Source organism: Lentilitoribacter sp. JB5-8 (assembly GCF_055693385.1).
Window position 1 is genome coordinate 2,172,208 of the sequence record NZ_CM146332.1, and the last position, 26,111, is coordinate 2,198,318.

Here is a 26,111-nt window from a genome sequence, read left to right on the forward strand (position 1 = left end):
CGGGTTTAGGGTAGGAATACCGGATCAGTCTTTTTTATCAATTGATCCTAAAATTCATCCCAGGAATCGTCGCTATCAGTCCATTCCTGAGTGGCAGCTGCGGGTTTGGCTTGCGATGTGGTTTTCATCGCTGTCGCCATATTCTTAAGCTGTGAAGCTTGTGATTCTGGCTTTTCTTTTTGTTGCGCTACCGGAGCTGGTTTGGGTGTAGCTTTTGGGGCCGGTTTTGGGGCCGGTTTGGGTGTTGGCGCCCGCTTTGGATCTGAAAGATTTGCCTGAGCACCCGCTTGCTGTTCATTGATGCGGAAAGACTGAACCATTTGGGTGAGCTGATTAATCTCATCTACCAAACGTGTTGTCGCAGCAGTTGTTTCTTCAGCCATTGCCGCATTTTGTTGGATGCGTTGGTCCATCTCATTGACAGTTGAGTTCACTGTTTGAATGCCGCCGAGTTGTTCGCTGGCACCTGTTGCCACAGCAGCAATCCGCTCTTCAATGGTTGCAACCTGACCGGAGATTTTTTCAAGAACTTCACCTGTTTTCTTAACAAGCTTCACACCTTCACCAACTTCAGTATTAGATGTGTTGATCAAGCTCTTGATCTCTTTTGCAGCTTCCGCCGAGCGGCCAGCAAGTTCACGAACCTCCTGAGCAACCACAGCAAAGCCTTTACCTGCTTCACCGGCACGCGCTGCTTCCACACCAGCGTTTAGAGCAAGGAGGTTGGTCTGGAATGCGATTTCATCAATGACATTGATAATACCGCTGATGTCGCTTGATGCTGTTTCAATACGCGACATAGCTGACATAGCGTTAGAAACCACTTCGCTTGATTGGTCCGTGTCCGTTTTTGCGCTCTGCGCAAGGCTTGCAGCTTCTGCCGCTTGTTCAGACGCAGCGCGAACATTTTCAGTCAATTCAGTCAGTGCAGCAGCAGCTTCTTCAAGCGCAGCAGCTTGAGATTCTGTGCGGCGAGACAAATCATCTGTAGCCGATGAGATCTCATTTGAATCATCGCGGATCAAGCCTGCTGTGTTGCTAATACCTGATAAAGCATCGCGAAGTTTTGCAACCGATCCATTAAAGTTTTGGCGAACCGGCTCCATACCTTCCATAAATGGAGTATCAAGTGTCGTGACCAAATCACCGCTGGCCAATACCTCTAGACCTTTGGCAAGCTCAGCTACTGTTTTTGAAACTTGCTCTGTCTGGCTTTGTTTTTCAGCTTCATTTGCCAAACGTTCTTTTTCGTTCAAATCACGATTTGCAATAGATTCTTCTTCCATGCGCAATTTGTCGATTTCAGACTGACGGAAATGTTCAATCGAACGCACAATATCACCAACTTCATCCTTGCGAGTTTCGCCAGAAAGCTCGAAGTCGGTATTGCCGTTGGAAAGCTCATGCATATTATCAATTGCTGCATTAATCGGACGCGTTAAGCTACGTGCGAACCAGAATGCAAATCCAAGGGCAGCGAGCAAGGCAACCATTGCTACGGATAAAATCCAATTGCGCATGGTCGTTGCACCTTGGAGCGCCTCTTTATGATCAACAATGGCTGCGACCTGCCAAGGTGCTGTTCCATAAGAGACTTTTGCAACTGCGGCCATGGTTTCCATGTCACGATAACCATGTAGAATTCCAGATACGATGTCGCGACCTTCAATGCTGCCAATAGGCGACAGGTCGATTTTCGTTGAAAGCGCGTCATTCTCCGATGTTCTTAATGATTCTGAAAGCAATGTCCCATCATTGCGCAGCAGGACAGTTTCACCTGTTAAACCAAGCCCTGTTTGATTGTTCAGAATTTGCGCAATACGTTCTTCGGACAGTTGGGCAATGATAGCGCCGAAGAAGAAGTGTTTTGCGTCTGTAACGGGGATGCCTACAAATGCAACAGGTTTGTCATTTAGCAAAGAATAAGGAGCAAAGTCTTCAAGACGTACGGTTCTGTCTTGCGATAAGCCCGTTTGTTCTTGAATTTGATCTGTGCCATTTTCGCTCGCGGATTCTAACGCAGCAGCTTTGTCTGCGGAATCTTGTTTAAGCTGCGCATAAAGCGTACCCAATGCCGTTTGCGTAAACGGTCCATCGTCCAAATTGGTTGAGATTTCAGCATTTGCAGCAGAAGAATATACAACAACACCGTTTTTGTTGATGAGATAAAGATCACCTAATGAGTTTTCGGCTGTAAATTGCTTCAAAAGGGGGCCAAACTTGGTCAATTGTGTGCCATAGCCGGTCAAACCTGTTTCTTTATAATACTTAAACAGGTCTTCTTTGGCACCTTTAAATTCATAAAGACCTTTAATCGCTTTGGCTGGATCTTCTGCTTTTACCTGCTCAATCCCCATCTTGAACATGTTCAAAGCTGCAGACATGCTATCATTTTTTGCTAACGAACTCAGATTGTCATTCACACCTTGGAAAAATGTCTCGAGTTGGTTTCTGCGACCATCGGCAATAGCAGATAGCTTTTCATTATAAGCTTCTTCTAAACTGCCAGAGGCGACCTTGATTCCAGTGTAGCTTGTCGCGCCAATAGCAACGACTGTTGTAAGCGACATAGCAAGTAATAATTGATGAGAAAGACGCATGATAAAATTATCCCCGACGAATAGCGAATTCGTATAATTTGCGATCAAGATATTGGACATGGCATGCGTGGCTCTATCAATCGAGCAGTAGCGACAAACGTCGGTAAAATGCCTAAACTTTAAGCTAGATTATGTCTGCTTTATTGACGATAACTTAACAACAATTCTAAGTATCTATGGCCCATTTATCAGATGAAAAATGGTGTTTGAAAAAATATTCTAATGCGCCATTTTTAATTCGAAATGACACAAATGCAGTTTACGGAGCAAAATCGTATATTTTACAGATAATTAGCGCGGTTTTACGAAAATAAAATCAATTAGTTGAATATGTAATTTCTAGGAAAATATTGGAAAAATAATGCACCCAAATCGAAATTTCAGGAATGTCGAAATAGAGAAAAAGTATCAGCTATTAATGAAAAAAGTATTTGGATCGCTGATTTTTGCTCATTCTGACGGCATTTTGGTCTCCCATGTTCCATTTTTGTTGGATGAAACTGCTGAATTTTTAGAAATGCATTTGGTTCGCTCAAATCCGATTCTACGTCATTTAGACACACCAAAAGATGTCGTTTTTACTGTGCAGGGACCGGATGCGTATATCTCACCAGATTGGTACGGTGTTCCAGATCAAGTGCCAACATGGAACTATGTTGCTGTTCATATAAGAGGCAAATTGGAGCGTTTGCCTCAAGATGATATCCGCGGTGTTTTAGAAAGATTATCCGCGGTAACAGAAGCCCGTTTGGCACCTAAAAAACCCTGGACCATTGATAAGATGACACCGGAGATTTTTGACAAGATGACCCGGCAAATTGTCCCGGTTAAACTCATGATCGACAAAATCGAAAAAGATGGTGAGATAAAACCAGATATGTCTGGCACTTGGAAATTATCGCAAAATAAACCTGACGAGGTTCGTCATCGCGCAATTGATGGCTTGGCAAACAGTGATATCGGCAGTGAAATCGAATGGATGCGCCAAATGATGCGCGAATTGGATGATTAGCAGCCGTCTGGCGCGAAAAAATGTAGTATTCACATAACACCCGCGCCATAAATCTTTATGTCACATTCGCCTTACGCAATATGCAAAAGGAGGAATACGCATGGCGAAGATTTTGATGATTACGGGAGATTTCACCGAAGACTATGAAACAATGGTGCCATTTCAAACATTATTGGCATGTGACCATCAAGTTGATGCTGTTTGCCCAAATAAAAGTGCAGGCGATAGTGTCAAAACAGCAATTCATGACTTTGAGGGTGATCAAACCTATACCGAAAAGCCCGGGCATAATTTTGCGCTCAACGCGAGTTTTGATGAGATTGATGCAAATGCCTATGATGCATTGGTCATCCCAGGCGGTAGGGCACCTGAATATCTTCGCCTTAATGAAGAGGTTTTGGCGATGGTGCGTCATTTCTTTGATGAAAATAAACCCGTCGCTGCAATTTGTCATGGTGCGCAGCTTCTCGCAGCTGCTGGTGTGTTATCTGGTAAAAACTGCTCCGCATATCCTGCATGTGCGCCTGAAGTAGAGGCTGTGGGGGGCAAATTTGCTGAGATCGAAGTGACAGATGCCGTCTCCGATGGTAACCTGGTCACAGCGCCAGCATGGCCAGCGCATCCTGCATGGATGAAGCAATTTATGGCATTGCTCTAGTACTTAAGCGCTACAAAGGGAGGCCCAAAATGTGTGAGTTATTCATCGGTTCTGAAGGCGATAAATGGGTGTCGCGAACAAAGTCTTTGCGAATAGACGGCGTTGCAACATCTATCAGAATGGAGAATTTCTTTTGGGCCATCCTGTCAGAAATCGCAGCCCGCGATCACATGACGACCAATCAATTGATCACAAAACTATATCTTGAAGCGATGGATGCCGACCATGATCTTGGCAATTTCACATCCTTTTTGCGCGTTTGCGCAGGGCGCTATTTATCACTTATTGCCGATGATGAAATCGCCCGTGATGACGAGAGCGAACTCTCAACCGTTGATGCGCCGGCATTGTTAAGGCGCGAAGCAGAACGCGATCAACGTCGTTCAAAAAACATGGGCGCCGATGATATTGATATTCAATATGTCAAAGATAATACCCGCCACACCTCCAAAGCCTTGAATTAAGGCTGTTTTTGGAATGGGATTAAAAGGGTTCCGAGGTCACTACTTCCGGAGCAATTAATAACCGACAATTGCTCGCAAGTTAGAACTAAACCAGACAAGGCTTTCTCGTAGTTTAAAGGGTCAGAACGCCAGAGGATTGCGTGTGGCTCTTCACCGATTTATCAAGACCTATCGTTAGTGCAGGTTTCTAAGCATTAGAAAGTTTATGTCATTAAATGCAATTAGTAGTGGAAAAATTTTAATTATTACACTTCAGGTATTGTTTTATTCAATGTGAGATGCTGTGTGAAAGCCTTCTATCTGATGGAGAATAAATGGACTGGCTAAAGGAAATGTTTGAGGCGTATAACCAAAGAATAAAGTCGCCCATCGTTGGGTCTGTTACTTTGGCTTTTATTGTTTGGAATTGGCAACCGATATTCTATGTTTTGTTTGCGAACAATAGCGTAAGAAAGCGTTTGGAATATTGGAATGACCATACAACTGACACTGAGTTGTTTTTTATACCAGCTTTTCTCGGAGTTTTTATCGCGTTAGCAATGCCATTTATAACTTTTATATCAGCAGCAATAGTCAGAATACCTACAAACGAATTACGAAAACTAATTCAAGACTCAGCGCATGAACTTGCTCTTAAAAAAGTTGAACAACAACAAGCGTTAGAAAAAAAGAAAGAGGAATTAATAGCCTCGGCCGTTAAACAACAGGAAGAACTTTCTAAATTGGATGGCATAAAAAAGGCTGAACTTGAAAAAAGGTTTGAAAATATTCAAAATAAATCAGTAGAAACAAGCCATGGTGCTACTGAGGACAAACCGCATTTTCTTAGTATCGAAGAGTTAGAGTTGGAAGCTGAGTATTCGAATATTTATGAACATGTTACAACAACAGAATTAGACACAGACGAGATATGGGGTAATGGATTTGCAAAAAATGATATGAAGCTAATAGAGCTGTTAGATCAGCTGTTTTCCGTTGATAGAAATTTAGATCCCTACAAAATTCGAGCAGAATTATTCGAAGCTAGAGAATATATAAAAGACATTGCATCCCGAATAATCATACTAGATGGCGACCCGACAAAGGAACATGTGATCCGCCAGCTAAAAAAACAAGCCTATTCATCAATCAAGAAAATACGAGAATTAATAGACGGAATGGCTTATATGGATTATTCGGATCCGGTTTGAATACTAATAACGCCAAGTAGACATTCAGTTGGTATTATATTTTTATATAAAAATGATCAAAATATATACATCATGCATTTAGCATTTATCTAACCAAGATATTCGCTATCTTTAGATGGTTCGCACGTTCAAGTGTCTTTTTGTTATCCTATACTTTTCTCTTGTTTGGCGATACTATTAAGCCAATTTTGGCAAGTATTATGCAGTAATATCACTAAATCTAGTAGTATAAGTTGTTTTTTTGCTATGCTAAAATATTAGTACTTACACTGCTCTGGGGGAACGGTTTTGGTACGTGATTACGAATATATCAGAGATTTACTGCTTGAGTTTGAGGCATCTGATGAATGGTTTATGGTTGTCGCGCTGCATATCGGGGCACCTTCTATGGCTGAGAAGAAGTTTATCCATTGTGAACTTCTTGTCGATGGTGGTTTTTTTGAACGCTATGAAAACCACGCCTATCGGATGACCAATAAGGGATATGACTTTATCCATGCTATTCGAGACGAGGAAGACTGGTTAAAAACCAAGGAGCTTGCAGCCTCAGCTGGGGGTGGTACGCTTGAGATATTAAATGATATCGCATTGAGCTTGATGAAGCGAAAAATACCAGAGACAATCGCTGTATAATTGGTTTAATATGCCGTGCAAAAATAGTAAAAGCACGAGACATGACTGATAATAAAACCCATACCGCTCAAACACGATTAGCATCTTATGGCACATTGGCGCCGGGAGAGTGTAATTATAACCAAATGGATGGCATGCAAGGCGTTTGGTCCAAAGGCACGGTGCGTGGCCGTTTGATTAAAGCCGGGTGGGGTGTACATTATGGATTTCCCGGCTTTATTTTAGATCCCGAAGGCCCTGAGGTTCCGTTTCATATCTTTGAGAGCTTTGATCTTCCAAATCATTGGGCGAGACTAGATGAATTTGAAGGTGAGGGCTATTTCCGCACCCCTGTTATGGTGCAAACGGAAGCTGGGGAAAAGGAATGCTGTGTTTATCTGGTGGGCGAGGAATTTGCCCCACTTGATGAGCGCCAAGATAACAGCTAGAAACCCCTCATGTTTCAGCCCAAAAACCTATGGATCATCATGTTTTTCATCGTCTCGTCTCTTGCAGCGTTTACGGTTGCCAATAGAGAAAATATCTCGCTGATTGGAGAATGCCTGGATGCTGGAAATGACTTTGATTATGACGCGTGGATTTGCGTGGAAGAACCCAAAGATACGCAAGGATGATGGCTTAAAATCTATCTAAACGCTGCCCATGCGCGGAACAACATCACCAATCCTGCCAGCACGAAAACACCTGCTAATGTGAGCGTAAATGGTTTTCGAATGCGGGTATAAAGCGCTACCATGGGGCGGGATGAGAAAAAGATTGCATAACTCATAAAAGATGTGAGCCCGATTATTGCGCATCCAATCACCACTTGCAGCGGTGAGATAAATTTTCCACCTTGGCCCGATGTTGCAAGCAAGATGATGGTCAGCCAAACCGTGATCGCTTTTGGGTTTGTAGCATGTATCAAAATTCCGCGAATATAATGCGTGAAAAGCGTCTTAGATGGCATGTTATCATTCGCTGGAGGTTCAACGCTGTTTCCCTTTAGATCAACCACCTTGCGCGCCAAATTATAACCCATGTAGATGAGATATATCGCGCCAACCAACGTCATGACATCATAGATTGTCGGCGCATTTGCGATAATGGCACCTAAACCGAAAGCCGACGAAATCCCAAAACATAGCGAGATGGTAAAAACGCCAAATCCGAATGCAATGCCAGATAATCGACCTTGTTCAAGCGAGGTATGCATAATGGCAAAATTGGCCGGACCCGGGCTCGCAACACCCAGAAAATATGTCAAATATACAAGAAGTAACTGATCCATGACGAGGCTTTAGACCATCACGATTTCAATGTCTATGTCAGCACCGTTGGGAAGGTAAAATTCATGAGATCTAAGTGCGCCTCGCGCAGCCTCATTTACCTCATGCCAAATCTACAATTGGCTTGGGTTCGCCAGAATTAAGCAAGCCGTTGCGCGCTAATATTTTAAGGCGTGGCTGATGGCGTGCTTCATACATATGTTTTGCCCAGAGCGCAAAAAGCGGAGTAAGAAACCCAATTTTTGCTTGAATTTCGATAGAGTCTTTTAACAAGGTGCCATTCTCATGTGGGGTGATGGTCAGCCTGTGTTTCCAATGCTTCACTCCAGCGCCGCGTTCGGATGAGGAAAACACCATCTTGTCGTGATCGCATTCCACAACTTCCATGTAATAAGGTTGTTTAGGGAGCTTCCCAAACAAAGAAACCATCACTTCAATTGATTGCCCCTCGTAGATCGAACCTTCCGGCAGACCATCAAAGGTGACCATATGTTCGCTCACTTCTCGAAGCGCATTAAAATCAATGGCTAAATCCCAAACATCTTTGGGTGCAGCTGGGTAGAAATGTTCAAGGATAACGGTCTTCATGAATTCACATAAACTGATTTGCTCTGGCGCAAATTTAATCGAAAAACACGAACAAAATCAACGTAAATTTGAGTAATATCCTTTTGTGAAACGAAAATATTCTTTCACATTCCCGGTCTTGATCAGTTCATGGTTAAGTTCAATGCCATCTTCAAAATAGCAACGTCCAAGTGTACGGCCATATTTATCGTTTCCAACGATCTCAACCCGTAATTCACGACCAAAAGCGAGGTCTCGTAGGCTCTGCGTAGCAGCATTATATCCCACTTCGTGGCGCTCAGGGGCATTTACGCCCCAAAGGCGAACTTGCTTGTCATGGCCATCAATATAAAGGCTGTCCCCATCAACAATTTTATGAACAACGCCAACAGCTACATCTTCAATTCGGTCGTAATGGGCAGTACCGCGTTCTTTTTCTGCCCGTCGCGCACGTGCTTCTTCCATGCCTTGTTTTCCTGCACGGATGATGTGCGGCAGGGTGCGTTGTAAAATTGGTAGCGCGAGTGAGGTGAGCAAAAATCGCAGCATTTAGAAAAAAATCATTCGGGGTTTTCGTTCTTTAATTATATAATTTACAATCATCAGACTACAAGGTTGAAGTCTAGTCGTTTTAGGGTGTTTATTATGTCAAAGAGCGTAAAGCGTGTTGAAAAAGCACTTTTAGATGCAGGTGTGTCAACGAAAGTCATCCGCATGCCAGAAAGCACACGAACTGCACAAGAAGCAGCAACTGCTTGCAATTGTGCTGTTGGTCAGATCGTCAAATCTCTAATCTTTATGGGTAAAGATAGCGAAAAAATGAAGTTGCTGTTGGTGTCAGGTGATCACCAGGTTGATATGAATGCTGTTAAAGCGGTTATTGGTGAGGAGCTAGGTAGAGTAGATGCACGCGCGGTTCGCGAAGTAACCGGTTTTGCGATTGGCGGAGTGTCACCTGTTGGACATCTCACGCCACTTGAAACTTATGTGGACGCGCATTTGCTCACATTTGACAGCGTTTGGGCTGCAGCGGGTGCACCGAATGCTGTTTTTGATATCGACCCAAAAACTTTGTTAGAGATGACAGGTGCTACCACGTTGAAAGTCATAGGAGATTAAGCTCATGTTTTTAGAAGAATTACTCAACTCCAATATTGTTTCTTTCATGTTGCTCGCTGCGCTTATGGTTATGTCGCCGGGGCCCAATGGTGTGCTGATTGCCAAAACTGTTCCCACATCGGGCAGAGCCGCAGGATTTGCCAATGTTGCGGGCTTTTTTGCAAGTTTTTACGTGCACGGCACCTTTGCAATTTTTGGGATATCCGTGCTGCTCACCCAGAGCGCAACAGCCTTTATGATTGTTAAATATTTAGGTGCTGCATATTTGTGCTGGATTGGGATAAAGGCAATTTATTTGGCAATCAAAGGCGAGGCGACGGTTGAACATGTTTCGCCTGCAAAGCGTAAGCGCACTTTGATGAAAGCTTTTATGGAAGGCTTTTTGACTAATGCGCTTAACCCCAAAGTATCGCTTTTTTATCTTTCTGCATTTCCGCAATTCATCGAAGTGGGAGAAACCAGTGCCGCGACTGCGTATGGCTTTGTTACATCGCAAGCAATCTTAAATGCGATTTGGTTTTCATCCATGGCAATTTTGGTCGCAAAACTCTCAAATGTTGCACGCAGTGATCAATTTAAACAAAGCTCCAAGCGTTGGTTAAACGGTATCACAGGCATCGTGTTTATCGGTTTTGGCGTTGGGCTGGCGCGATTTAAGCCTTAGACAATGAATTGACGAACTAATGCAATCATACAGATGATCAACAGTATGCTAAAAAACCAATTGTCGGATTAAACCTGCAATGCAAATTCCGATCAGAACCAAAAGACACACAGGCTTGTAGTATTTTTGCAAGGAGGGCTGGAAGAAGTAACTTCCCAGCATGATCCCTGAAATCACGAACGGGGTCATTAAACCTGCGCGCTTTAACGATTCTACGGTCAATAATCCGTATAAAAGCTGGAATATAATACTGCCAATGATGGAAATCATAAGATACATCACCAAAGTACCGCGCATTTCGCTAGTGGCTCGGTCGCGTGCTAGTACATAGAGCGCAATCACCATGCCGCCAACAGAGGCCATATTTGCCATTCCAGCACCCATTCCAGCCAGGTAGGGCCCAGAATTGCCTTCTAACATGCTGGCCTTGATTTTTATAAACAACAAAAGTGCAAGCGTTGTAATAACGCAAAGTGCAACAATGCGGGATGTTTCCTGATCAATATTGGTCAAAACAAAATACCCGATCGGCGTTCCAATAGTACTACCAATCACCATAGCCCATACCACACGCATATCGGCGTTTTTCGCCCCTTCACGCATCATCACGAAAGATGCGATGATTTCCAGAATCAAACAAATTGCAACTATTTCAATCGGAGGAATAAAATTAGACAAAATCGCCATTAAGGCGGCAGACAGCGCAAAGCCTGTAAACCCACGTATGATGCCGGCAAACAAGCTGGTTGCGATCACGATCCAGATGAGATTTGGCGTGAGATTGGTAAAATTAGTCAGAGTGTCGAGCAATAATGAGGTTCCTCAGGTTGGCTCTTATCAATAAACCAAAAATTGATTAAAGATAGTGGGCAATGGGTGCAAATCAATGAGGCCAATTATGAGCGAGATTACAGGTGGCTGCCAGTGCGGTGCAATAAGATACAAGGTGCAAAGTTTAGGGCGTGCTTCTATTTGTCATTGTCGCATGTGTCAAAAGGCATTTGGTGGTTTTTTTGGTCCTTTGGTGAGCGCAATAGGGCTGGAATGGACACGTGGCGAACGTACTATTTTTCATTCATCCAATCGCAATTGGCGCGGGTTTTGTGCAAAATGCGGAACGCCACTAACCTATGAATTTGAAAGTGAAACGGGTGCGGGTGTAGAGCTTTCCATTGGTTCGCTTGATAATCCGGATTTGGCACCTCCTACTGTACAGGTAAACCTTGATGCAAAACGTCATTTTGTTGACGAAATGTTCGATTTACCGGGGGTGGAGCCCATGCAATTAGAGGATGATGAAGCATGGAACCAGGGTGTGATTTCAAATCAACACCCTGACTTTGATACCTAATTCATCTTTGGCTCAAAACGCCTTAGTTGTTAAAGTGCAATTGGTTCACACTTTTTCCTGCCTTACAAAATTGTAAACTTCATCACAGAGATCTGTAATTTACAGCAGCCATCTTAGGTTCATCGAAAGACAACAACGTCTTTTTTCACAACCTAGATGGAGAATAAAATGATCAAGAAACTAATTATCGGAAATATTGCAGCAGGCATGGTTCTAGCAAGTGGCATCGTTGGTATTGCAGTTGCAGATACAAAGGACAAGCAAGCCATTACGGATGCCCCAACCGTGAGTATGATCCAGGCAATTGAAATTGCTAATACCGAAGTGCCAGGTATCGTCTTGGAAGCCGAACTTGAAAATGAAGATGGCACAACAATTTACGAAGTCGAGATCGTCAATGCGGATGGTGTTGAGATGGAAGTCGAGATCAATGCAGAGAACGGTGAAGTTCTGCTCGTTGAAGAAGATGACGGGAAGAAAAAAGGAAAGAAAAAACGCAAATCATAGTCGTGACGACACGGACAAATTTGCAATGACCTTGGGCTGTCATTCTTGGCAGCCTTTACCACTTGAGCAATAAAAGCTAAGGAGCCTTATGCGTATTTTAGTTTTAGAAGATGACAGCCAACTCGGACCATGGGTGACCTCAGGCCTTAAAGAAGAGGGCCATGTGGTTGATTTGTTTGGAGATGGCAAAGAGGCGCTCATTGCAGCTATGGGGCAAGATTATGATCTTTTGATCCTTGATCGTATGGTGCCAGGTCTTGATGGTCTAACGGTATTGAAATCCCTTCGTGCATCCAAAAACAAAACACCAGCTCTCTTTCTAACCGCACTAGGCGAAGTTGATGCACGCGTTGAAGGATTTGAAGCTGGCGGGGACGATTACCTCACCAAGCCGTTTGCCTTTGCCGAATTATCCGCGCGTGTGAACGCACTTGGCCGCAGACGGGAAGGGGGAAGTTCCGACCCAGTTGAATCAACGACATTGCGCTATGGCGATTTGAGCCTTGATCTCGTCGCCCGTCATTGCGAACGTCAGGGGCAAACCATCGACCTGATGGCAAAAGAATTTAAACTGCTGGAATATTTCATGCGCCGACCGGGTCGCTTAGTCACTCGCACGATGCTGCTTGAGCAAGTATGGGACATGAGTTTTGATCCGACCACTAGCGTAGTTGAAACGCATATTAGCCGATTACGCACAAAAGTTGATAAACCTTTTGATGGCGAGCTCATCCGCACAAGACGAGGTGAAGGCTATGTCTTCGGCAAATGAGCAAGTAAATTCTTCTACAAAAACATCCGAAACACGGCGCGTTAATAGACTGATCAAACGATTGGCCAATCGCGTCGCTAAGCCGTTTCGATGGCTCTTGCGATCATCCACTTTGAGATTAACGCTGATGCTGTCGGTTCTATTTGCTATCGGCATGGCGGCTTCAATCTTTTTAGCGCTAACATTTGGTCGCGAAACGGTGCTCGAACGTGTTGATACAGCGCTCACCAGTTTGGCGTCTACTGTCAGCGTAAATGAAACAATTGATCAAAATACAATAGCCATTGTCAGGCCGCTCGATAATTTAGGCAATCTACCAAATCAATTTAAACGGACTGTCAGAAAAGGTGGTGGCTCGGTCTTTTTAAATGATGATTTCAATCAATTTGATGCCTGGCGGGTGCTTATCACACAGGATGAAGATGGCATCCCAATCTTGGTCGCACTGCCGATTGAAGATAGCGAAGACGCACTGAACCTTCTTTCTGGCATTTTATGGACGACGGCTGCATTGGTTTTGGCCATTGCGCTATTAATTGGCGTGACTGCTGGTTTACTAGCGCAGCGACGGCTTGTTCGCATTAACGGTGCGCTAGGCCGCTTGGCAAATGGTGAGCTCACCGCACGGACCGGTGTTGAAACATCCTCCGATGATCTAGATGATCTCGCCCGTCAATTAGATGTTACAGCGTCTGAGCTGGAACGCTTGGTCACCCAAACACGACATCTAAGCGCCAGTATCGCCCATGATTTGCGAACACCGCTTGCAAGATTACGTGCGCAGCTTGAAATGTTGCCCGAAGGTGAAGAACGTGGTGCTGCGCTTGAAGAAGCAGGCCGATTATCAGGCATATTTGACACGATTATGCGCGTTGCAAGAATTGAAGCCGCACAAGGTGACGATGGTTTTGAACAAATAAATCTTACAGAATTATTGAATGATATTGAAGATATATTCGGGCCTGTTGTTGAAGATGCTGGCAAAAAATTGGTGCTTGAAGACTATAAGTCAGGGGCAGTTATTGCAGATCGTCAGATGCTTATTCAAGCCATCGCCAACTTAATTCAAAATGCCATTGTGCATGGTGGTGATGAAATTACGCTATTTGCTCAAACCTCTGGTTTATCTCAGAAAATCGGTGTTTCAGATAATGGCAAAGGTGTGCCTGAGGAGCAATATGACGAGATCATCAAACCGATGGTACGTCTTGATAGCGCGCGACAAACTGATGGCAGCGGCTTGGGTTTGGCATTGGTGCGCGCGGTAGCTGATCGGCATCGCGCGGAGCTCGAATTGTCACAAAACAAGCCGCAAGGCCTATGTGCAACAATCAAGTTTGCAAAATAATTTCCAACCTTACAAAAATGTAAACTCGTGTTCAGGCGCTGGTAAAACAGCGCCTTCATATTAGCATCATCGAAACAACGAAGAACACAACGAACACGAAAGAAACACATTATGAAAAACCTAATCGAAAAAGTCTCAACATCGATTTCTTCAACGCTTGTCTTGCTTGTTGGCCTTGTTATGGCTGGCCTTGGCGTCATGACAATGGCACTTTTGGGTGTATTTGCACTAGCTGCTTTAGGCCTTGCAATGTTGGCAGCACCATTTATCGCAAGACCAAAACGTGATGTTGAAGATGCAGAATTTGAGCCGGTGAATGAAGCAGATACAGATACTGACGCAGGTGCAGATGCTGAGCCTCAGCCAGCTGCGTAATTCGCAACACAAACGATATTAAATCCCCACAATCTTTCGAGGATGCATTTCAAGGACCTCCAGCCTGAAATGCGCCTCGAAAACTTATTTAAGACCCATCATCGCTTAGGCTTTCAAGAAAAGCGATCAAATCATTCTTCTCTTGCTCATTTAGCCCCAAAGGCTGCAAAATCGCTTCACCATCAACATGCAAGCGTTCCATGTTAATTCCATCATAATGATCAACCACGGCCGCTAAATCGCTCAAGCTACCATTATGCATATAGGGTGCTGAATGCAGCGCACCACGCAGACTTGGCACACGAAAAGTGCCAAAATCCGAATGTTGGAAACGCACTTGATTAACCGCCCAGGCTCCAGATTTATCAGGGTCATCTGAATAATTGCCAGCCAAAGTATAAGGGCTTTGTTTGATTGCTTTTAGGCCGCCATAACGTCCTTCATCCACGCGCGTTTCGGTAATAAAATAAGGCACACCAGCATCGTGAAATTCGCCATTGGTAAAGGCGGGTCCTGAATGGCAGAACGCACAATTGCCGCGACCTAAGAATAATTGCAGCCCGCGTTGCGCTGATGCTGAATAATCAGACGCTGCCTCAGTGTCTCCGGTTTCCAGCGCATTACGAAAGCGATCAAAAGATGTTTGTCCGGTGACTAGTGTTTCCTGATACGCGGCGAGTGCTTTGGAGATGTTGACCAATACATCTTCAGGCGTATGGCTTGAAATGCCTCCGAATAGCGCTGCGTAGGTCTCAGAATAGGTACTTGCAGCGATTGCGGTTTTGAGACTTTCAGCGCTATGATCCATCTCATCTTCGTGCAGGATTGGAGCGATGCTCTGCGCCCAAATATTGTCGGTACCACCCGCCCAGCCAAACCAACGATGGCTGCGCAAATTCATCAGCGACGGCGTATTCCGATCAAGGATTTTTTTGCCCACTGCGCGCGGTAGTGCATCAGAAAATCCCGTTGCCGGATCATGACAACTGACACAGGACATTTCGCCGTTTTTAGACAGGATAGGGTCAGCGATCAGCGCTTCTCCCAGCTTGATGGCGTCACGATTGCCGGAGACTTTATTGCTAGGATCAACGCCGTATTCAGGCGGCCAAGGGCCATGGGATAGTGTTTGCGCGATCTCATCCTCGGTGAGCAGAACTTCCGCATTTGCAACAGATAACCCAATGCATAGCGGTATTGCCAGCAAGTATGAGAACCCGCGCATGGCTATTGCGCCTTTATATCATGTGTGAATAAGATCGGCTTGTCGTTTTCTGCGGACAAATGATAGGCACTCACTTGCAGTTGCCAAATGCCCGGCATGTGAAAAAACATACTGGTCGCTTGAAATTTGCCATCTCCAAGCTCTAGAATCTGAGGCGTATAGTTCATTCCATGTTGATGCGCTGGCATAATCGCTTCGATTTTTATCCGCTCAACCATGGTGTTTTCATCGCCGCAGAAATATAGATCAACGTTAAATGGCTTTGAGAGTGCTTTAAGTTGAATGTCCGCATAAGCCTTAAACGGCGCTTCATCATCGGAGCTGAGTTCAACAGCACTTTGTGGAGCGCAAGCATGAGCATGCGCCTGAGCTGCGATTAAAAATGCAGCAGCTAAGCCCGTGACAACAATGGGTCTGATCATCTTGCTGCGATCATCGCTTCTGCGTTTTCAAAAGCGATTTTGCGCGCTAATTCGTCTGGAAGTTCAGACAGCCAGCTTCGGCTGAAATCTGCGTGCACACCGACGTAGTACCAGCGCTCTGGCGCAAATGTGTCGCTGCCGACCATAAAGCGATCAGGATATTTGATAAAAACCTCCTTCCAATCGGGGTCGACACTTTCGCCATTTGCCATATCAGATCGATATGCAAGATCCGCCCAAAGTTTTGGATAGGTTGCAAGTGCATCAGCTACATTACTTGGAGAATCAAATCCTGAATGCGCCCATAAGACACGCGCTTCTGGCCAAGCATCAAAGATCAAATCAACAGCTTCGCGGTCACCATGATGATGCAATAATAGATTTCTCTCTTTTGCTAATTCGATCAAACGCTGAATAACCTTGGTGTTGATATCATCGCCATAGGCATGAAACTCGCCAATTGCTTCATATTCAAATTGCGATAAACGATCCTCTAGATAATCAATAACAGACGGATCATTCATCCAGGTGCCAATTGCACCGCGACGTTTATAAGGACGAAGGGCAGGGACAACGATATCAGGCGCTGCTGCTTTGAGTTTTTGAGTGCCGTCATCATCAGAACTTGAAACCAGTGCTTTTTTTACCCCAGCATCGCGCAAAATTTTCACAACTTGTTCGGTCGGAATTTGCAATGCTGCGTCATGGCTATAATGCATGTGAGCATCAAATATCTGAAGCTCCTCAGCCTTAACCGAAACGCTCCCCAAGATAATGAGCGCTGAAATTATTCTGATGATCATTTTACTTCCCTTTAACAACGAAAAGCCCCCGTAGCGCAGTATCACCCAAACAATCTGAAAAAGAAAGTATGTTTGCGTAAGCTAAGGGTGCAGTTATTCTCTTTACGTGGGAAAATGCGTCTTGGTTTAGCTCTCCAACCAACTGACTATTTGATAAGCGTTTTGGTCTATCGCTGACTAATGGCAAGCCATGCACCTAGGCTGACCAAAGTGCTGCCAAGAGCGCGATCAAGCCACAAACCAAATTTGGGTGCATCACGCAGAGATTTGGTCAATCTATCCGCAAGCAACACAAATAAAGGTTCGATAAATGCAGATACAGCTAAAATAAGGGTACCATGTAGAGCCAATTGCATCCAGATCGGCCCAGCACCCTCGACCACAAATTGCGGCAAAAACGCGAGGAAAAAGACCGCAATTTTTGGGTTTAGCGCTGAGACAACAGCGCCTTGTATAAAGACGGTGCGGATGGGTTTTGCTGGTTTATCGATGTCTGGGGAGAATGTGGAACCACCTTTTGATCGTAAGGCAGAAATCCCAAGCCAGATGAGATAAATCGCGCCACACCATTTCACAAGCGTAAATGCAGTTGCCGAAGTGGCCAAAATCGCTGTTAAACCCAAAGCTGCGGCAAAGACATGCACCATTGTGCCCGCCCAAGTGCCGAACATTGCGGCAAACCCAACGCGTTTACCGCCTCGGATCGAATGGCTGATCATATAAGCAATATCAGGCCCAGGGGAGATATTGAGCAAGATCGCAGCGGTTAAAAACGCTGTCCAATGTAATAGCGAATAATCAAACATACTTAATTGATAAATCAGGTTTAGCCATTTTCATAATGAAAAATAATGATCAATGCATTGATAAAATTGACGTGTGTTTGCCACAGTCCTCTGTTAAATTTTGTATTAAATATAATGTTGGATCACACCATGAAACTCAATTATCACGTTGTTGATGTGTTCACCAAAACAAGATTTGGGGGCAATCCGTTGGCAGTCGTTCTAGACGCAGATGATCTATCGACAGAGCAAATGCAAACGATTGCCCGCGAGTTCAACTTTTCTGAAACGAGCTTTGTGCTGAAACCAAAAGATACAGCTAACACAGCACATGTGCGGATTTTTACACCCAATTCAGAGATGGATTTTGCTGGGCATCCGAATGTCGGTACATCCTATGTGTTAGCGAATATGGCAAATGGTAGTCCGCAAAAACTGGTGTTCGAAGAACGTGTTGGTCTTGTCGAAGTTGTTGTAAATTATAGCGAAAATGGTGAAGTCGACACAACAGCGATTACGTCGCCAATGCCACTTTTAAAGGGTGCGGAATATAATCCTATTGATGCCGCGCGCGCATTATCGCTCGAACTCGATGACATCAAAACTGATAATCATACCCCGCAACATGTCAGCGTTGGTGCCAATTTTGTGGTTGTTGAACTTCACAAACGAGATGCGCTCAAATCCTTGCGTCTAAACGAATATGCTGCGCGCGCCATGGTCGGCGATGGTCCGGCAAAGGCAATCTACGCCTATACCCGCGACGTCAATGATAATCTTGATTGGTCTGCCCGCATGTTCACCTTCCGTGGTCAGCCATATGAAGATCCAGCAACAGGAAGCGCAGGCGGCGCTATGGCAGCATTTGCGCATGATTTGGGTATTGAGCCTTTAAATGGTGGATTTTACAACGTCACCCAAGGGGTTGATATGCGCCGCCCTAGCGCCATGCAGCTTAAAATGCATGAGGTTGAGGATGGCGCGATCGTTGAAATTGCAGGCTCGAGCGTTGATGTGATGCGCGGTGTTTTAGAGGTTTGAACCTCTGAATTTGACCTAGCTTTGCCAACCACCTAGCATCTTGCCAGTTTATGCTGGTCAGTTAGCCTTCGGGGGATGGATATGTCTTTTCAATTATCAGGCAAAGCACCTGAAATATATGAAAATGTTATGGTGCCTTTGTGGTTTGGGCGGTGGGCAGAAGCTTTGATCGAGCTCGTTGATCCCCAAATTGGTGAAAACATCTTGGATGTGGCCTGCGGAACAGGTGTTACAACTCGCTTGGTTAAGGAAAAAGTCGGCCCAACCGGTCATGTCACCGGTTTAGACATAAACGCGGGTATGTTGATCAAGGCGCGTGAACTAGCTGCAGGCTTTGACATAGATTTTACTGAGAGCGACGTTGTCGATACGAAGTTGAAGTCCAATTCATTTGATGCAGTAATTTCTCAACATGGGTACCATTATTTCCCCGATCAAGCTGCTGCCTTGGTCGAGTTTTATCGAGTCCTTGTGCCTCAAGGACGTATTGCAATCTCTATCTGGGATGGCCATAGCGCATACACGGAAGCCATCTGCAGCGCTGTTGAGAAATTTATCTCACCTGAAGTTGCGCAAATTCAAAGGGGACAAAGGATCACGCCGTCAGCGTCTAATTTAAACAAACAATTGTCCGATGCAAAGTTCGAACGTGTTGAAATTGTTCGACAGCAATTGACGATCAAGGTTCCTAAACCTAGTGAATTTGTTCCCCTGCATTTAGGTTCCATGCCGATAGCGCAAGCTTTTATTGATCTGCCTGCTGATCAAAAAGATGCACTTGTTTCTGATGTTGAAAATTCGATGAAAGACTACATTTATGGCGATCAAATGATGTATCCGGATGCTGTGAATGTAGCAACAGGGCTAAAAAGTTGACGTTACATTCTTTACAAACTGTCACATCATTTCATCGCATTTGAATAAAATCGTTAAGCTTTGTTGATCCATCATGATCAAAGGTTCGTAGAAGGTTACAATTCTAACAACGATATTTACCCTCCCTGAAAAGAGTTGACGTGAAAAGAGTTGAATTGTCCAAGACCTACGATATCCCAGAACTAATCGCGCAAGTCGCCTTACGTGACCGAGATGCGTTCGATGCGATTTATTCTCAAACAAGTGCGAAACTTTTTGGCGTTCTGTTACGTTTGTTAAATGACAGGGCTGAAGCAGAGGATGCTTTGCAGGAAGTTTATGTGCGCGTGTGGCAAAAAGCTGATCGCTTTGCAACGCAAGAGGCCAATGGCATGTCCTGGCTGATTGCGATTGCTAGAAATCATGCCATTGATCGCATTCGGACCCGCAAAGCGCCCACATCAGCGGCCAAGACATCAGATTTGGATGATGTGTCGGACGTTGTTGCAGATCAAGCGCCAAGCCCTGAGGATAGCGCCATCAACATGGGCGAGGCACGTCGCATCGACTATTGTATGGGCAAGTTAGATGATGACAAAGCAGATGCGGTAAAATCTGCTTACATTGAAGGGTATTCGTATCAAGAGTTGGCGGATAAGTATAATATCCCGCTCAATACGATGCGAACATGGCTTCGTCGCAGCCTTAAAAGCTTGCGCGAATGCCTTGAATCGAATTAGAACGCGGCATGTTTGCCTCAACGTTCAAACGTTAGAAGAATAAATATGAGTGATGACATTAAACATACCGACGATGACTTAGCTTCCGAATACGCTTTGGGCGTGTTGGAAGGTGCTGAGCGCGCAAAGGTGCAAAAACGCGTCGAAAACGACGTGAATTTCGCCCGTCTTGTCTCCTCATGGGAAGAAAAACTATCTGGGCTTAATCACGAGTTCAAAGAAGTTGAGGCACCAGCGTCTGTAAAAGCAGCAATTGACGATAAGCTCTTCTCAGAGCCGGTTGCATCCGGCGGCATGTTGAGCCTGCTCACACGTTTTCGTATTCCGATCTTGCTTGCGGTTCTGGTTTTTGCCGCAACACCGCGCGTGATGGATTATTTCGCAGAAATTTCAGCCCCGAAAGTAATTTATACAAGCTCAATTAATGCGCTTGAAGATTATCAGGCTACTTTTGTCGCCCAAGTGACAGATAATGGGCTCACCGTGACACAAAACACTGGTACGAAACCCTCTGATAAAGACTACGAGCTTTGGTTGGTTAAATCCGATGGGGAAGTGGTGACATTGGGCGTCTTATCAGGCGAATTAAACCCGGACGGCCTAGAAATCGCTCCAGATGCGAAATTTGCAATCTCTATTGAGCAAATCGGCGGCTCACCAACGGGCGTGGCTCAAGGACCTGTCATTGCGCTTGGCGAATTGACGCAAGTTTAGGATCGCTTAGATAGCACCAAGTGCTGGGGTGAGGGCACTTAGCGCGTTTTAGCGTTAATACATGCTCTTTTGATAGGCTTCTTCTAAAGCCTCATCGAGTTTATCCATCTCTTGATGATCATCAGGCGCTTCATCGGCTTGATCAAGCATGATCTTCATCAATGATGGCATCTCATTGCGATCCTGAATGGAGGCAGGATCCCATAACTTTGATCGCCTGAATGCTTTCGCGCAATGCATATAAAGCTCTTTGACTTCTATGAGAATAGCAAGTTTAGGTGTGTTGCCTCTCACTGCCATTGACGCAAGCAGCTCAGGGTCAGTGGTGAGTTGCGCTGTGCCGTTGATCCGCAAAGTATCGTCGTAACCTGGGATGATAATCATCAAACCAATATTCGAATTGTGGGTTATGTTCGATAAGGTATCAAGGCGATTATTACCCGGACGATCGGGGATAGCGAGTGTATTATCGTCGAGCACATGGATAAAACCCGGGGCATCACCACGCGGGCTGACATCGCTCAAACCTTGATGATTATGGGTGCCAAGACATGCAAATGGCGCACGGGCGATGAAATCGCGTGCGTGTTTATCAATTTTGGTTTGTTGTTTTTTAATCGCGAGCTCATGAGTGGGGGAAAGAGCGCCCGCAAATCCTCTTCGGTATTTATGAGGAATTCAGCTTTAGTTTCGTATTTTGTCATTTCACGCTTTCTGGAACTAAATCTAACTGCATGGTGATGCAATCTCTAGTTCATAAGAATTGGCCAAAAGTTTCCCAAAGGCCCGTGGTCGCAAATAAGAACTTATCGCCTGACGCGAAAAAATACAATTTAATATACCTTGTTCTAGTCAGTATTGCTTTGGCTAAAAACTTGCTCCCCGTAAAACCCTTCAAAGCCATTGGTTGTTTCAACGAGATCTGCTTCGAAATGCGCAATCATCGGCATGACCTCTGCTTCAATGTTCTCGTTCCACACAGGTCCGCTATAAAATGCATCTTTGATCTCCTCTCTGCTATCCAGCGATGTGAACGCGCGCATCCAATGAACTTTGTTTTCATCTTCCAAATCTCGCATTGGGCCAAAAACCAGCATTCCGGCATCTCTAAGTGCGGGGCGATTGTTTGCTTCGAAATAGGTAATGAAGTCTTCGCGACGACCTGGTTTTAATGTGTAATGCCGAATTTCAATGATCATGTTGGCTGTTTTCCAATTTTTCTAAGGTCTAACTATATGAAAAATATGTATAAATTAAAAAAGATACTTTTTTTGATTTTTTCTGAAACTATTTTGAAACTACGAACGTTCTTACCAATAACTGCGGGTTTTAAACAAACCTAATCTTATTGGAGAGAAAAATGATCAATACACTTAAAATTACAGCAGCAGCTTCAGTTATCGCAATCGCAGCATCAGCAACAGCTTTTGCAGGCGGCATGAAAAAAGACGTTGTTGATGCAGCTATCGCATCTGACGCACACTCAACATTGGTTGCAGCGGTAACAGCAGCTGGTCTTGTCGACACACTTAAAGGCGAAGGTCCATTCACAGTATTTGCTCCAGTAAATGACGCATTTGCAGCTTTGCCAGAAGGTACAGTTGACACACTATTAAAGCCTGAAAGCAAGGACACATTGACAAAAGTTCTAACAGCACACGTTGTTGCTGGCGACATCATGTCAGGTGATCTGGTCAAAATGATCGGCGAAGCTGATGGTGGCATGCTTGAGATTGAAACAGTTTCTGGCGACACAATCGTTGCAATGCTTGATGGCGATCAAGTGAAGCTGAAAGACGAAAGCGGCAATATCGGTACAGTAACAGCTGTAGATCTAGATCAGTCAAATGGTGTGATCCACGTTGTTGATACAGTATTGCTACCGCAATAAGACCGTCATCGGTATTGGACACCTTTCTCCTGTTGCTTGAAAGGTGGTGCTGAAATGCCCCCACATCACCCCCTCGATAGGGTATTTCGGTTTCGCCTCGATCACAAAATTGATCGGGGCGTTTTCTTATTTTTAATCAAGTTTTTAATCGCGAAAGCGGAATCAAATTCTGAACGAAAATTGCTGTGTCCATCTCTCGTTCAACCACACGAGATTGTGATTGTGTGTGTGGTGAATGTCGGTTGAGATTTATGTTGTGAAAAATTACAAATACGCAACGCGTTTTAAGACCGGATCAAAAAGTAATGGAACTCATTTTTGCCTATCTTGCAGGACTTTTAACACTGATAAATCCCTGTGTTGTTCCCGTATTGCCTATCGTATTAGCGTCTGCATTAAATGCCGGGCGTTCAGGTCCCTGGGCGTTGTCTGCAGGATTGACTGTTTCTTTCGTCGCATTTGGCATGTTTGTCACAACAATTGGCTATTCAATTGGGCTGACCCAGGAACGCTTAGCACAAATTGGTGCGTTGGTTATGATCATGTTTGGTCTAGTTTTATTGGTACCAGCGTTTTCGCGAAGATTTGAGGCTGCAACGCAAGGTGTCGCAGGCGTGGCAAACAAGCAGATGTTGGGCCTGGATCTAAGCGGAAATTCCGGACAGTTTTTCGGTGGCGTTCTATTGGGCGCTGTGTGGTCGCCATGCATCGGCCCAACACTCGGCGGTGCAATCGCATTAGCATCTCAAGGCGAGAGCTTGGTATGGGCAATGTTGATCATGCTATTTTTCGCCTTTGGTGTCTCAACGCTAATACTAGGGCTCTCATGGGGTGCGCAATCTGCGCTTCGCACACGAACAGAAGCGCTTAAATCGCTGGCGGAACGCTCCAAACCGATATTAGGCGTTGTCTTCGTTGCTGTCGGCCTGATGATCTATTTTAAAATTCATCACATCATTGAGCGATGGGCATTGCAAACCCTGCCAGCCTGGTTGCTTGATTTTTCTGTTATACTCTAAATCAATCTTGAAGGAGAATTACATGTCTGTCTCAAAACTCACGCGTCGCGCAACTTTAGGCGCTGCATTTTCCGCTGTTATGATGTTTGCAGGTGTCAATGCTGCAAGCGCTGCTGATATCGTTGAATATAAGCCTGGTGTGGTTCAAAGTGCACTTAAACAAGGCAAAACAGTCTTCATCGATTACACCACACATTGGTGCACAACATGTGCCTCGCAAAAGCGCACGATCAATGCGCTGCGTGACGCGAATGCTGCCTATAATGAGATGGTATTTGTCCGCGTTGATTGGGACATCTATTCAGGTGATGAGATTTCAACCAAGTATAAGATCCCGCGTCGTTCAACTTTATTGGTGTTAAATGGCGATAAAGAGCTTGGTCGAATTGTTGCTGGAACATCAAAAACGCAAATCAAAGCTTTGATGGATAAAGGCCTATCAGCTGCACAAAATTCGTAAGCATGATACTTTTACTAAGTTTTTAGCTCAACTACTGATACTAATTCGACATTTGTGAAATTTCTTAGGGGTAACAATTCATAATTGTTACCCTTTTTATTAAGGCGTACCAATAGAGCGTTCGCATATGTTTATGATTCGATTTATGAATTTCGATTTCATGAGCAATTTTAAGGTGAACCGGTGAGGGGGTCTCAACGTATAAATTTATGAAGCTGCCGTGTCTATTGCGCAGGCGCTCGTCCATGAAAATGATCTCAATATGATCTATCCTCCCAAGACTTGGACGCAAATCGCCCTAAATGCCTTTTCCGTTATGGCATTTAGGGCGTTTTGGTTCTGAGGTGCTTTTCAACCAACCATTTTTGACTTTAATCCACACAAACAAAACCCCGCAAACCGTAAGACGATTGCGGGGCAGGTGAAATTCAACCAGAGCTGTTTTTTAGTTTTCGATGACGCGAAATCTAGGTTGCAGAATTCATCAACTCTGTTGGAATTAGGCCAAGTTTTGGATTGATCTCGTTAATATAAAGACGAGATTCTATGAAATTTGGACCTGTTAGAACCGGATATTTCTCGATTGAAACAGAGCCTTTTGGCGTCATTGTAATCGGGCTTATACCCGCAGAATAATTTGCTTCGCCTGAATGTAGCGCTGCACTTGCAACATTGATAGATAGAAATGTGATTGCAAGGATGGATAGTACATGTTTCATAACTCATTCCTTTCTTAAGTTGTGCCGAAATATTTGTGGTATTTCTCTTAAGGCACGGGGTTGTTTCATAAAGTAACTACAATGCCAAATTTACGTTTGTGGGGCATTGGATTAACCATGTTTTAACACTTAACTCGCTCATTTAATATTAACGCTTATGCACAAACGTGTGAGCATGCGTGTATCAAATGAGAGGGGTGTAATTACGCAATTTAAGTTTGTGGCTTAAGCGTGCTTACAAAAGTTATATGGTGCGATCAAAAACTCATTTCTAGGCAAAAACACTCACAAATCGGTGATGTGATTATGCAACAATGTCGCACCTTTTCCACGGCAAGTGATTTCTGGCGTTGACAAAGCCGTAAAAATACCATTATTTAATGGATGTACATGTTTCATAATGAGCCTTTTAGGTTTTCGGAATGATTTGTGGCATTCCGGTACGTGTTAAAAGAGAGATGTTTGTGGCGTCTCTCTTTTTTTATGCCCGCAACATTTTTGCCGACATAAACGCGCGCCAGATAGCATGAAGCCTGTACATTTCTGCACAGGCTCCCAACATCAAACGATTAAGTGGATCAAACTTAATCAATGACCCCTAAAGACCCGCAAAGGCCTTTAGGAATTCATCAAATCAAATTAACCAAGAGTGTTGAACTCAGTTGGTGTCAATTTGCCGTTGCCGTCTGCGTCAGCAGCATCGAAAGCAGCACGATCATATGCGCCTGTTTTGCCGCGAAGTTCGTCGTAAGAAACAAAACCGTCACCAGCATATACGCTTGAGATTTCGTCAGATTGGCCAACAGCTGCATCAACTTGACCGAAAGAAAGTGCAGAAGCACCAGAAACAGCCATCAAAGATACAGTAGCAAGAGCGATAAGAGTTTTCATAATTTTAGTCCTTTTAGT

At 44.5% G+C, this 26,111-nt stretch carries 33 protein-coding genes and 1 pseudogene; 21 read left to right on the forward strand and 13 right to left on the reverse strand.

Features of this window, described 5'->3' with window-relative positions; all coding sequences use genetic code 11:
- Positions 1–47 precede the first annotated feature (47 nt).
- Positions 48–2,600, reverse strand: coding sequence for a methyl-accepting chemotaxis protein (locus ACZ1GZ_RS10580; protein WP_472664843.1), 2,553 nt, complete (start codon positions 2,598–2,600; stop codon positions 48–50).
- Positions 2,601–2,961: 361 nt separating this feature from the next.
- Here ACZ1GZ_RS10580 and ACZ1GZ_RS10585 point away from each other — a divergent pair, with 361 nt between their 5' ends.
- The 7 genes from ACZ1GZ_RS10585 to ACZ1GZ_RS10615 all read left to right on the forward strand — a co-directional run bounded on the left by ACZ1GZ_RS10585 (position 2,962) and on the right by ACZ1GZ_RS10615 (position 7,171).
- Positions 2,962–3,612 carry an FMN-binding negative transcriptional regulator gene (locus ACZ1GZ_RS10585; RefSeq protein WP_472664844.1) on the forward strand — a complete coding sequence of 217 codons (651 nt, stop codon included), beginning with the start codon at positions 2,962–2,964 and terminating at the stop codon, positions 3,610–3,612.
- A gap of 94 nt (positions 3,613–3,706) precedes the next feature.
- Entirely contained in the window at positions 3,707–4,270 is a 564-nt protein-coding gene (locus ACZ1GZ_RS10590) for a DJ-1/PfpI family protein (RefSeq protein WP_472668281.1), read from the forward strand.
- Between the two features lie 29 nt (positions 4,271–4,299).
- Positions 4,300–4,734 (forward strand): ribbon-helix-helix domain-containing protein, encoded by a 435-nt coding sequence (locus tag ACZ1GZ_RS10595; RefSeq protein ID WP_472664845.1) that lies wholly within the window; start codon positions 4,300–4,302, stop codon positions 4,732–4,734.
- Between the two features lie 314 nt (positions 4,735–5,048).
- Positions 5,049–5,924, forward strand: coding sequence for a hypothetical protein (locus ACZ1GZ_RS10600; protein ID WP_472664846.1), 876 nt, complete (start codon positions 5,049–5,051; stop codon positions 5,922–5,924).
- Between the two features lie 288 nt (positions 5,925–6,212).
- Positions 6,213–6,557, forward strand: coding sequence for a DUF2513 domain-containing protein (locus ACZ1GZ_RS10605; RefSeq protein WP_472664847.1), 345 nt, complete (start codon positions 6,213–6,215; stop codon positions 6,555–6,557).
- A 41-nt stretch (positions 6,558–6,598) separates the two neighbouring features.
- Positions 6,599–6,985: a gamma-glutamylcyclotransferase family protein gene (locus tag ACZ1GZ_RS10610; RefSeq protein ID WP_472664848.1), complete on the forward strand. Its 387-nt coding sequence runs from the start codon at positions 6,599–6,601 to the stop codon at positions 6,983–6,985.
- A gap of 9 nt (positions 6,986–6,994) precedes the next feature.
- Positions 6,995–7,171, forward strand: a complete 177-nt coding sequence (locus ACZ1GZ_RS10615; protein ID WP_472664849.1) for a hypothetical protein — start codon at positions 6,995–6,997, stop codon at positions 7,169–7,171.
- An 11-nt stretch (positions 7,172–7,182) separates the two neighbouring features.
- Here ACZ1GZ_RS10615 and ACZ1GZ_RS10620 read toward each other — a convergent pair whose 3' ends face one another.
- The 3 genes from ACZ1GZ_RS10620 to ACZ1GZ_RS10630 form a co-directional block, all read right to left on the reverse strand.
- A complete protein-coding gene (locus tag ACZ1GZ_RS10620) occupies positions 7,183–7,827 on the reverse strand; it encodes a LysE family translocator (protein WP_472664850.1) in 645 nt (214 codons plus the stop codon).
- Between the two features lie 100 nt (positions 7,828–7,927).
- On the reverse strand, positions 7,928–8,413 hold the full coding sequence (locus ACZ1GZ_RS10625) for a hypothetical protein (RefSeq protein WP_472664851.1): 486 nt from the start codon (positions 8,411–8,413) through the stop codon (positions 7,928–7,930).
- A 57-nt stretch (positions 8,414–8,470) separates the two neighbouring features.
- A complete protein-coding gene (locus ACZ1GZ_RS10630) occupies positions 8,471–8,941 on the reverse strand; it encodes a thermonuclease family protein (protein WP_472664852.1) in 471 nt (156 codons plus the stop codon).
- A 96-nt stretch (positions 8,942–9,037) separates the two neighbouring features.
- Between ACZ1GZ_RS10630 and ACZ1GZ_RS10635 the strand changes: the two genes are divergently transcribed.
- Together ACZ1GZ_RS10635 and ACZ1GZ_RS10640 are read left to right on the forward strand one after the other, a co-directional pair.
- Positions 9,038–9,511, forward strand: a complete 474-nt coding sequence (locus ACZ1GZ_RS10635; RefSeq protein WP_472664853.1) for a YbaK/EbsC family protein — start codon at positions 9,038–9,040, stop codon at positions 9,509–9,511.
- 4 nt (positions 9,512–9,515) lie between these two features.
- Positions 9,516–10,175 carry a LysE family translocator gene (locus ACZ1GZ_RS10640; RefSeq protein ID WP_472664854.1) on the forward strand — a complete coding sequence of 220 codons (660 nt, stop codon included), beginning with the start codon at positions 9,516–9,518 and terminating at the stop codon, positions 10,173–10,175.
- 48 nt (positions 10,176–10,223) lie between these two features.
- On the opposite strand, the gene ACZ1GZ_RS10645 is transcribed toward ACZ1GZ_RS10640, so the two are convergent.
- Complete coding sequence (locus tag ACZ1GZ_RS10645; protein ID WP_472664855.1) at positions 10,224–10,985, reverse strand: sulfite exporter TauE/SafE family protein; 762 nt, start codon at positions 10,983–10,985, stop codon at positions 10,224–10,226.
- A gap of 88 nt (positions 10,986–11,073) precedes the next feature.
- Here ACZ1GZ_RS10645 and ACZ1GZ_RS10650 point away from each other — a divergent pair, with 88 nt between their 5' ends.
- The 5 genes from ACZ1GZ_RS10650 (at position 11,074) to ACZ1GZ_RS10670 (ending at position 14,528) form a co-directional block, all read left to right on the forward strand.
- A complete protein-coding gene (locus ACZ1GZ_RS10650) occupies positions 11,074–11,526 on the forward strand; it encodes a GFA family protein (protein WP_472664856.1) in 453 nt (150 codons plus the stop codon).
- Between the two features lie 168 nt (positions 11,527–11,694).
- Positions 11,695–12,033: a PepSY domain-containing protein gene (locus ACZ1GZ_RS10655; RefSeq protein WP_472664857.1), complete on the forward strand. Its 339-nt coding sequence runs from the start codon at positions 11,695–11,697 to the stop codon at positions 12,031–12,033.
- 88 nt (positions 12,034–12,121) lie between these two features.
- Positions 12,122–12,805: a winged helix-turn-helix domain-containing protein gene (locus ACZ1GZ_RS10660; protein ID WP_472664858.1), complete on the forward strand. Its 684-nt coding sequence runs from the start codon at positions 12,122–12,124 to the stop codon at positions 12,803–12,805.
- Positions 12,789–14,153, forward strand: coding sequence for a sensor histidine kinase (locus ACZ1GZ_RS10665; protein ID WP_472664859.1), 1,365 nt, complete (start codon positions 12,789–12,791; stop codon positions 14,151–14,153). Before ACZ1GZ_RS10660 ends, ACZ1GZ_RS10665 begins: the two co-directional genes overlap by 17 nt.
- 111 nt (positions 14,154–14,264) lie before the next feature.
- Entirely contained in the window at positions 14,265–14,528 is a 264-nt protein-coding gene (locus ACZ1GZ_RS10670) for a hypothetical protein (RefSeq protein ID WP_472664860.1), read from the forward strand.
- A gap of 88 nt (positions 14,529–14,616) precedes the next feature.
- Here ACZ1GZ_RS10670 and ACZ1GZ_RS10675 read toward each other — a convergent pair whose 3' ends face one another.
- The 4 genes from ACZ1GZ_RS10675 to ACZ1GZ_RS10690 all read right to left on the reverse strand — a co-directional run bounded on the left by ACZ1GZ_RS10675 (position 14,617) and on the right by ACZ1GZ_RS10690 (position 17,784).
- A complete protein-coding gene (locus ACZ1GZ_RS10675) occupies positions 14,617–15,753 on the reverse strand; it encodes a cytochrome-c peroxidase (RefSeq protein WP_472664861.1) in 1,137 nt (378 codons plus the stop codon).
- 2 nt (positions 15,754–15,755) lie between these two features.
- Positions 15,756–16,175 (reverse strand): hypothetical protein, encoded by a 420-nt coding sequence (locus ACZ1GZ_RS10680; RefSeq protein ID WP_472664862.1) that lies wholly within the window; start codon positions 16,173–16,175, stop codon positions 15,756–15,758.
- Positions 16,172–16,978, reverse strand: coding sequence for an amidohydrolase family protein (locus ACZ1GZ_RS10685; RefSeq protein ID WP_472664863.1), 807 nt, complete (start codon positions 16,976–16,978; stop codon positions 16,172–16,174). The genes ACZ1GZ_RS10680 and ACZ1GZ_RS10685 overlap by 4 nt, the downstream gene beginning before the upstream one ends.
- A 167-nt stretch (positions 16,979–17,145) precedes the next feature.
- Entirely contained in the window at positions 17,146–17,784 is a 639-nt protein-coding gene (locus ACZ1GZ_RS10690; protein WP_472664864.1) for a LysE family translocator, read from the reverse strand.
- A 129-nt stretch (positions 17,785–17,913) separates the two neighbouring features.
- On the opposite strand from ACZ1GZ_RS10690, the gene ACZ1GZ_RS10695 reads away from it, so the two are divergent.
- The 4 genes from ACZ1GZ_RS10695 (at position 17,914) to ACZ1GZ_RS10710 (ending at position 21,113) form a co-directional block, all read left to right on the forward strand.
- Complete coding sequence (locus tag ACZ1GZ_RS10695) at positions 17,914–18,804, forward strand: PhzF family phenazine biosynthesis protein (RefSeq protein WP_472664865.1); 891 nt, start codon at positions 17,914–17,916, stop codon at positions 18,802–18,804.
- Between the two features lie 81 nt (positions 18,805–18,885).
- Complete coding sequence (locus tag ACZ1GZ_RS10700) at positions 18,886–19,680, forward strand: class I SAM-dependent methyltransferase (protein ID WP_472664866.1); 795 nt, start codon at positions 18,886–18,888, stop codon at positions 19,678–19,680.
- Between the two features lie 140 nt (positions 19,681–19,820).
- Positions 19,821–20,399, forward strand: coding sequence for a sigma-70 family RNA polymerase sigma factor (locus tag ACZ1GZ_RS10705; RefSeq protein WP_472664867.1), 579 nt, complete (start codon positions 19,821–19,823; stop codon positions 20,397–20,399).
- A gap of 45 nt (positions 20,400–20,444) precedes the next feature.
- A complete protein-coding gene (locus ACZ1GZ_RS10710) occupies positions 20,445–21,113 on the forward strand; it encodes an anti-sigma factor (RefSeq protein ID WP_472664868.1) in 669 nt (222 codons plus the stop codon).
- Between the two features lie 54 nt (positions 21,114–21,167).
- Here ACZ1GZ_RS10710 and ACZ1GZ_RS10715 read toward each other — a convergent pair.
- Both ACZ1GZ_RS10715 and ACZ1GZ_RS10720 read right to left on the reverse strand, forming a co-directional pair.
- Positions 21,168–21,817 (reverse strand): annotated as a pseudogene (locus ACZ1GZ_RS10715) (pyridoxamine 5'-phosphate oxidase family protein).
- Positions 21,818–21,961: 144 nt separating this feature from the next.
- Positions 21,962–22,312, reverse strand: a complete 351-nt coding sequence (locus ACZ1GZ_RS10720) for an NIPSNAP family protein (RefSeq protein WP_472664869.1) — start codon at positions 22,310–22,312, stop codon at positions 21,962–21,964.
- Between the two features lie 161 nt (positions 22,313–22,473).
- On the opposite strand from ACZ1GZ_RS10720, the gene ACZ1GZ_RS10725 reads away from it, so the two are divergent.
- The 3 genes from ACZ1GZ_RS10725 to ACZ1GZ_RS10735 all read left to right on the forward strand — a co-directional run bounded on the left by ACZ1GZ_RS10725 (position 22,474) and on the right by ACZ1GZ_RS10735 (position 24,483).
- On the forward strand, positions 22,474–23,004 hold the full coding sequence (locus ACZ1GZ_RS10725; RefSeq protein ID WP_472664870.1) for a fasciclin domain-containing protein: 531 nt from the start codon (positions 22,474–22,476) through the stop codon (positions 23,002–23,004).
- A 305-nt stretch (positions 23,005–23,309) separates the two neighbouring features.
- Positions 23,310–24,023 carry a cytochrome c biogenesis CcdA family protein gene (locus ACZ1GZ_RS10730; protein WP_472664871.1) on the forward strand — a complete coding sequence of 238 codons (714 nt, stop codon included), beginning with the start codon at positions 23,310–23,312 and terminating at the stop codon, positions 24,021–24,023.
- Positions 24,024–24,045: 22 nt separating this feature from the next.
- Positions 24,046–24,483 carry a thioredoxin family protein gene (locus ACZ1GZ_RS10735; RefSeq protein WP_472664872.1) on the forward strand — a complete coding sequence of 146 codons (438 nt, stop codon included), beginning with the start codon at positions 24,046–24,048 and terminating at the stop codon, positions 24,481–24,483.
- 467 nt (positions 24,484–24,950) lie between these two features.
- Here ACZ1GZ_RS10735 and ACZ1GZ_RS10740 read toward each other — a convergent pair whose 3' ends face one another.
- Both ACZ1GZ_RS10740 and ACZ1GZ_RS10745 read right to left on the reverse strand, forming a co-directional pair.
- On the reverse strand, positions 24,951–25,202 hold the full coding sequence (locus tag ACZ1GZ_RS10740; RefSeq protein ID WP_472664873.1) for a hypothetical protein: 252 nt from the start codon (positions 25,200–25,202) through the stop codon (positions 24,951–24,953).
- Positions 25,203–25,841: 639 nt separating this feature from the next.
- The gene (locus tag ACZ1GZ_RS10745) at positions 25,842–26,093 is read right to left on the reverse strand and encodes a hypothetical protein (RefSeq protein ID WP_472664874.1); all 252 of its coding nucleotides are present in this window, start codon (positions 26,091–26,093) and stop codon (positions 25,842–25,844) included.
- Positions 26,094–26,111: the final 18 nt, after the last annotated feature.

What these genes read in the sequence shown, in the direction of transcription:
- ACZ1GZ_RS10580 (WP_472664843.1), bottom strand. Translation starts at nt 2,600, where the DNA reads ATGCGTCTTTCTCATCAATTATTACTTGCTATGTCGCTTACAACAGTC.
- ACZ1GZ_RS10585 (WP_472664844.1), top strand. Translation starts at nt 2,962, where the DNA reads ATGCACCCAAATCGAAATTTCAGGAATGTCGAAATAGAGAAAAAGTAT.
- ACZ1GZ_RS10595 (WP_472664845.1), top strand. Translation starts at nt 4,300, where the DNA reads ATGTGTGAGTTATTCATCGGTTCTGAAGGCGATAAATGGGTGTCGCGA.
- ACZ1GZ_RS10600 (WP_472664846.1), top strand. Translation starts at nt 5,049, where the DNA reads ATGGACTGGCTAAAGGAAATGTTTGAGGCGTATAACCAAAGAATAAAG.
- ACZ1GZ_RS10610 (WP_472664848.1), top strand. Translation starts at nt 6,599, where the DNA reads ATGACTGATAATAAAACCCATACCGCTCAAACACGATTAGCATCTTAT.
- ACZ1GZ_RS10615 (WP_472664849.1), top strand. Translation starts at nt 6,995, where the DNA reads ATGTTTCAGCCCAAAAACCTATGGATCATCATGTTTTTCATCGTCTCG.
- ACZ1GZ_RS10620 (WP_472664850.1), bottom strand. Translation starts at nt 7,827, where the DNA reads ATGGATCAGTTACTTCTTGTATATTTGACATATTTTCTGGGTGTTGCG.
- ACZ1GZ_RS10625 (WP_472664851.1), bottom strand. Translation starts at nt 8,413, where the DNA reads ATGAAGACCGTTATCCTTGAACATTTCTACCCAGCTGCACCCAAAGAT.
- ACZ1GZ_RS10630 (WP_472664852.1), bottom strand. Translation starts at nt 8,941, where the DNA reads ATGCTGCGATTTTTGCTCACCTCACTCGCGCTACCAATTTTACAACGC.
- ACZ1GZ_RS10635 (WP_472664853.1), top strand. Translation starts at nt 9,038, where the DNA reads ATGTCAAAGAGCGTAAAGCGTGTTGAAAAAGCACTTTTAGATGCAGGT.
- ACZ1GZ_RS10640 (WP_472664854.1), top strand. Translation starts at nt 9,516, where the DNA reads ATGTTTTTAGAAGAATTACTCAACTCCAATATTGTTTCTTTCATGTTG.
- ACZ1GZ_RS10650 (WP_472664856.1), top strand. Translation starts at nt 11,074, where the DNA reads ATGAGCGAGATTACAGGTGGCTGCCAGTGCGGTGCAATAAGATACAAG.
- ACZ1GZ_RS10655 (WP_472664857.1), top strand. Translation starts at nt 11,695, where the DNA reads ATGATCAAGAAACTAATTATCGGAAATATTGCAGCAGGCATGGTTCTA.
- ACZ1GZ_RS10660 (WP_472664858.1), top strand. Translation starts at nt 12,122, where the DNA reads ATGCGTATTTTAGTTTTAGAAGATGACAGCCAACTCGGACCATGGGTG.
- ACZ1GZ_RS10665 (WP_472664859.1), top strand. Translation starts at nt 12,789, where the DNA reads ATGTCTTCGGCAAATGAGCAAGTAAATTCTTCTACAAAAACATCCGAA.
- ACZ1GZ_RS10670 (WP_472664860.1), top strand. Translation starts at nt 14,265, where the DNA reads ATGAAAAACCTAATCGAAAAAGTCTCAACATCGATTTCTTCAACGCTT.
- ACZ1GZ_RS10675 (WP_472664861.1), bottom strand. Translation starts at nt 15,753, where the DNA reads ATGCGCGGGTTCTCATACTTGCTGGCAATACCGCTATGCATTGGGTTA.
- ACZ1GZ_RS10680 (WP_472664862.1), bottom strand. Translation starts at nt 16,175, where the DNA reads ATGATCAGACCCATTGTTGTCACGGGCTTAGCTGCTGCATTTTTAATC.
- ACZ1GZ_RS10685 (WP_472664863.1), bottom strand. Translation starts at nt 16,978, where the DNA reads ATGATCATCAGAATAATTTCAGCGCTCATTATCTTGGGGAGCGTTTCG.
- ACZ1GZ_RS10690 (WP_472664864.1), bottom strand. Translation starts at nt 17,784, where the DNA reads ATGTTTGATTATTCGCTATTACATTGGACAGCGTTTTTAACCGCTGCG.
- ACZ1GZ_RS10695 (WP_472664865.1), top strand. Translation starts at nt 17,914, where the DNA reads ATGAAACTCAATTATCACGTTGTTGATGTGTTCACCAAAACAAGATTT.
- ACZ1GZ_RS10700 (WP_472664866.1), top strand. Translation starts at nt 18,886, where the DNA reads ATGTCTTTTCAATTATCAGGCAAAGCACCTGAAATATATGAAAATGTT.
- ACZ1GZ_RS10710 (WP_472664868.1), top strand. Translation starts at nt 20,445, where the DNA reads ATGAGTGATGACATTAAACATACCGACGATGACTTAGCTTCCGAATAC.
- ACZ1GZ_RS10720 (WP_472664869.1), bottom strand. Translation starts at nt 22,312, where the DNA reads ATGATCATTGAAATTCGGCATTACACATTAAAACCAGGTCGTCGCGAA.
- ACZ1GZ_RS10725 (WP_472664870.1), top strand. Translation starts at nt 22,474, where the DNA reads ATGATCAATACACTTAAAATTACAGCAGCAGCTTCAGTTATCGCAATC.
- ACZ1GZ_RS10730 (WP_472664871.1), top strand. Translation starts at nt 23,310, where the DNA reads ATGGAACTCATTTTTGCCTATCTTGCAGGACTTTTAACACTGATAAAT.
- ACZ1GZ_RS10735 (WP_472664872.1), top strand. Translation starts at nt 24,046, where the DNA reads ATGTCTGTCTCAAAACTCACGCGTCGCGCAACTTTAGGCGCTGCATTT.
- ACZ1GZ_RS10740 (WP_472664873.1), bottom strand. Translation starts at nt 25,202, where the DNA reads ATGAAACATGTACTATCCATCCTTGCAATCACATTTCTATCTATCAAT.
- ACZ1GZ_RS10745 (WP_472664874.1), bottom strand. Translation starts at nt 26,093, where the DNA reads ATGAAAACTCTTATCGCTCTTGCTACTGTATCTTTGATGGCTGTTTCT.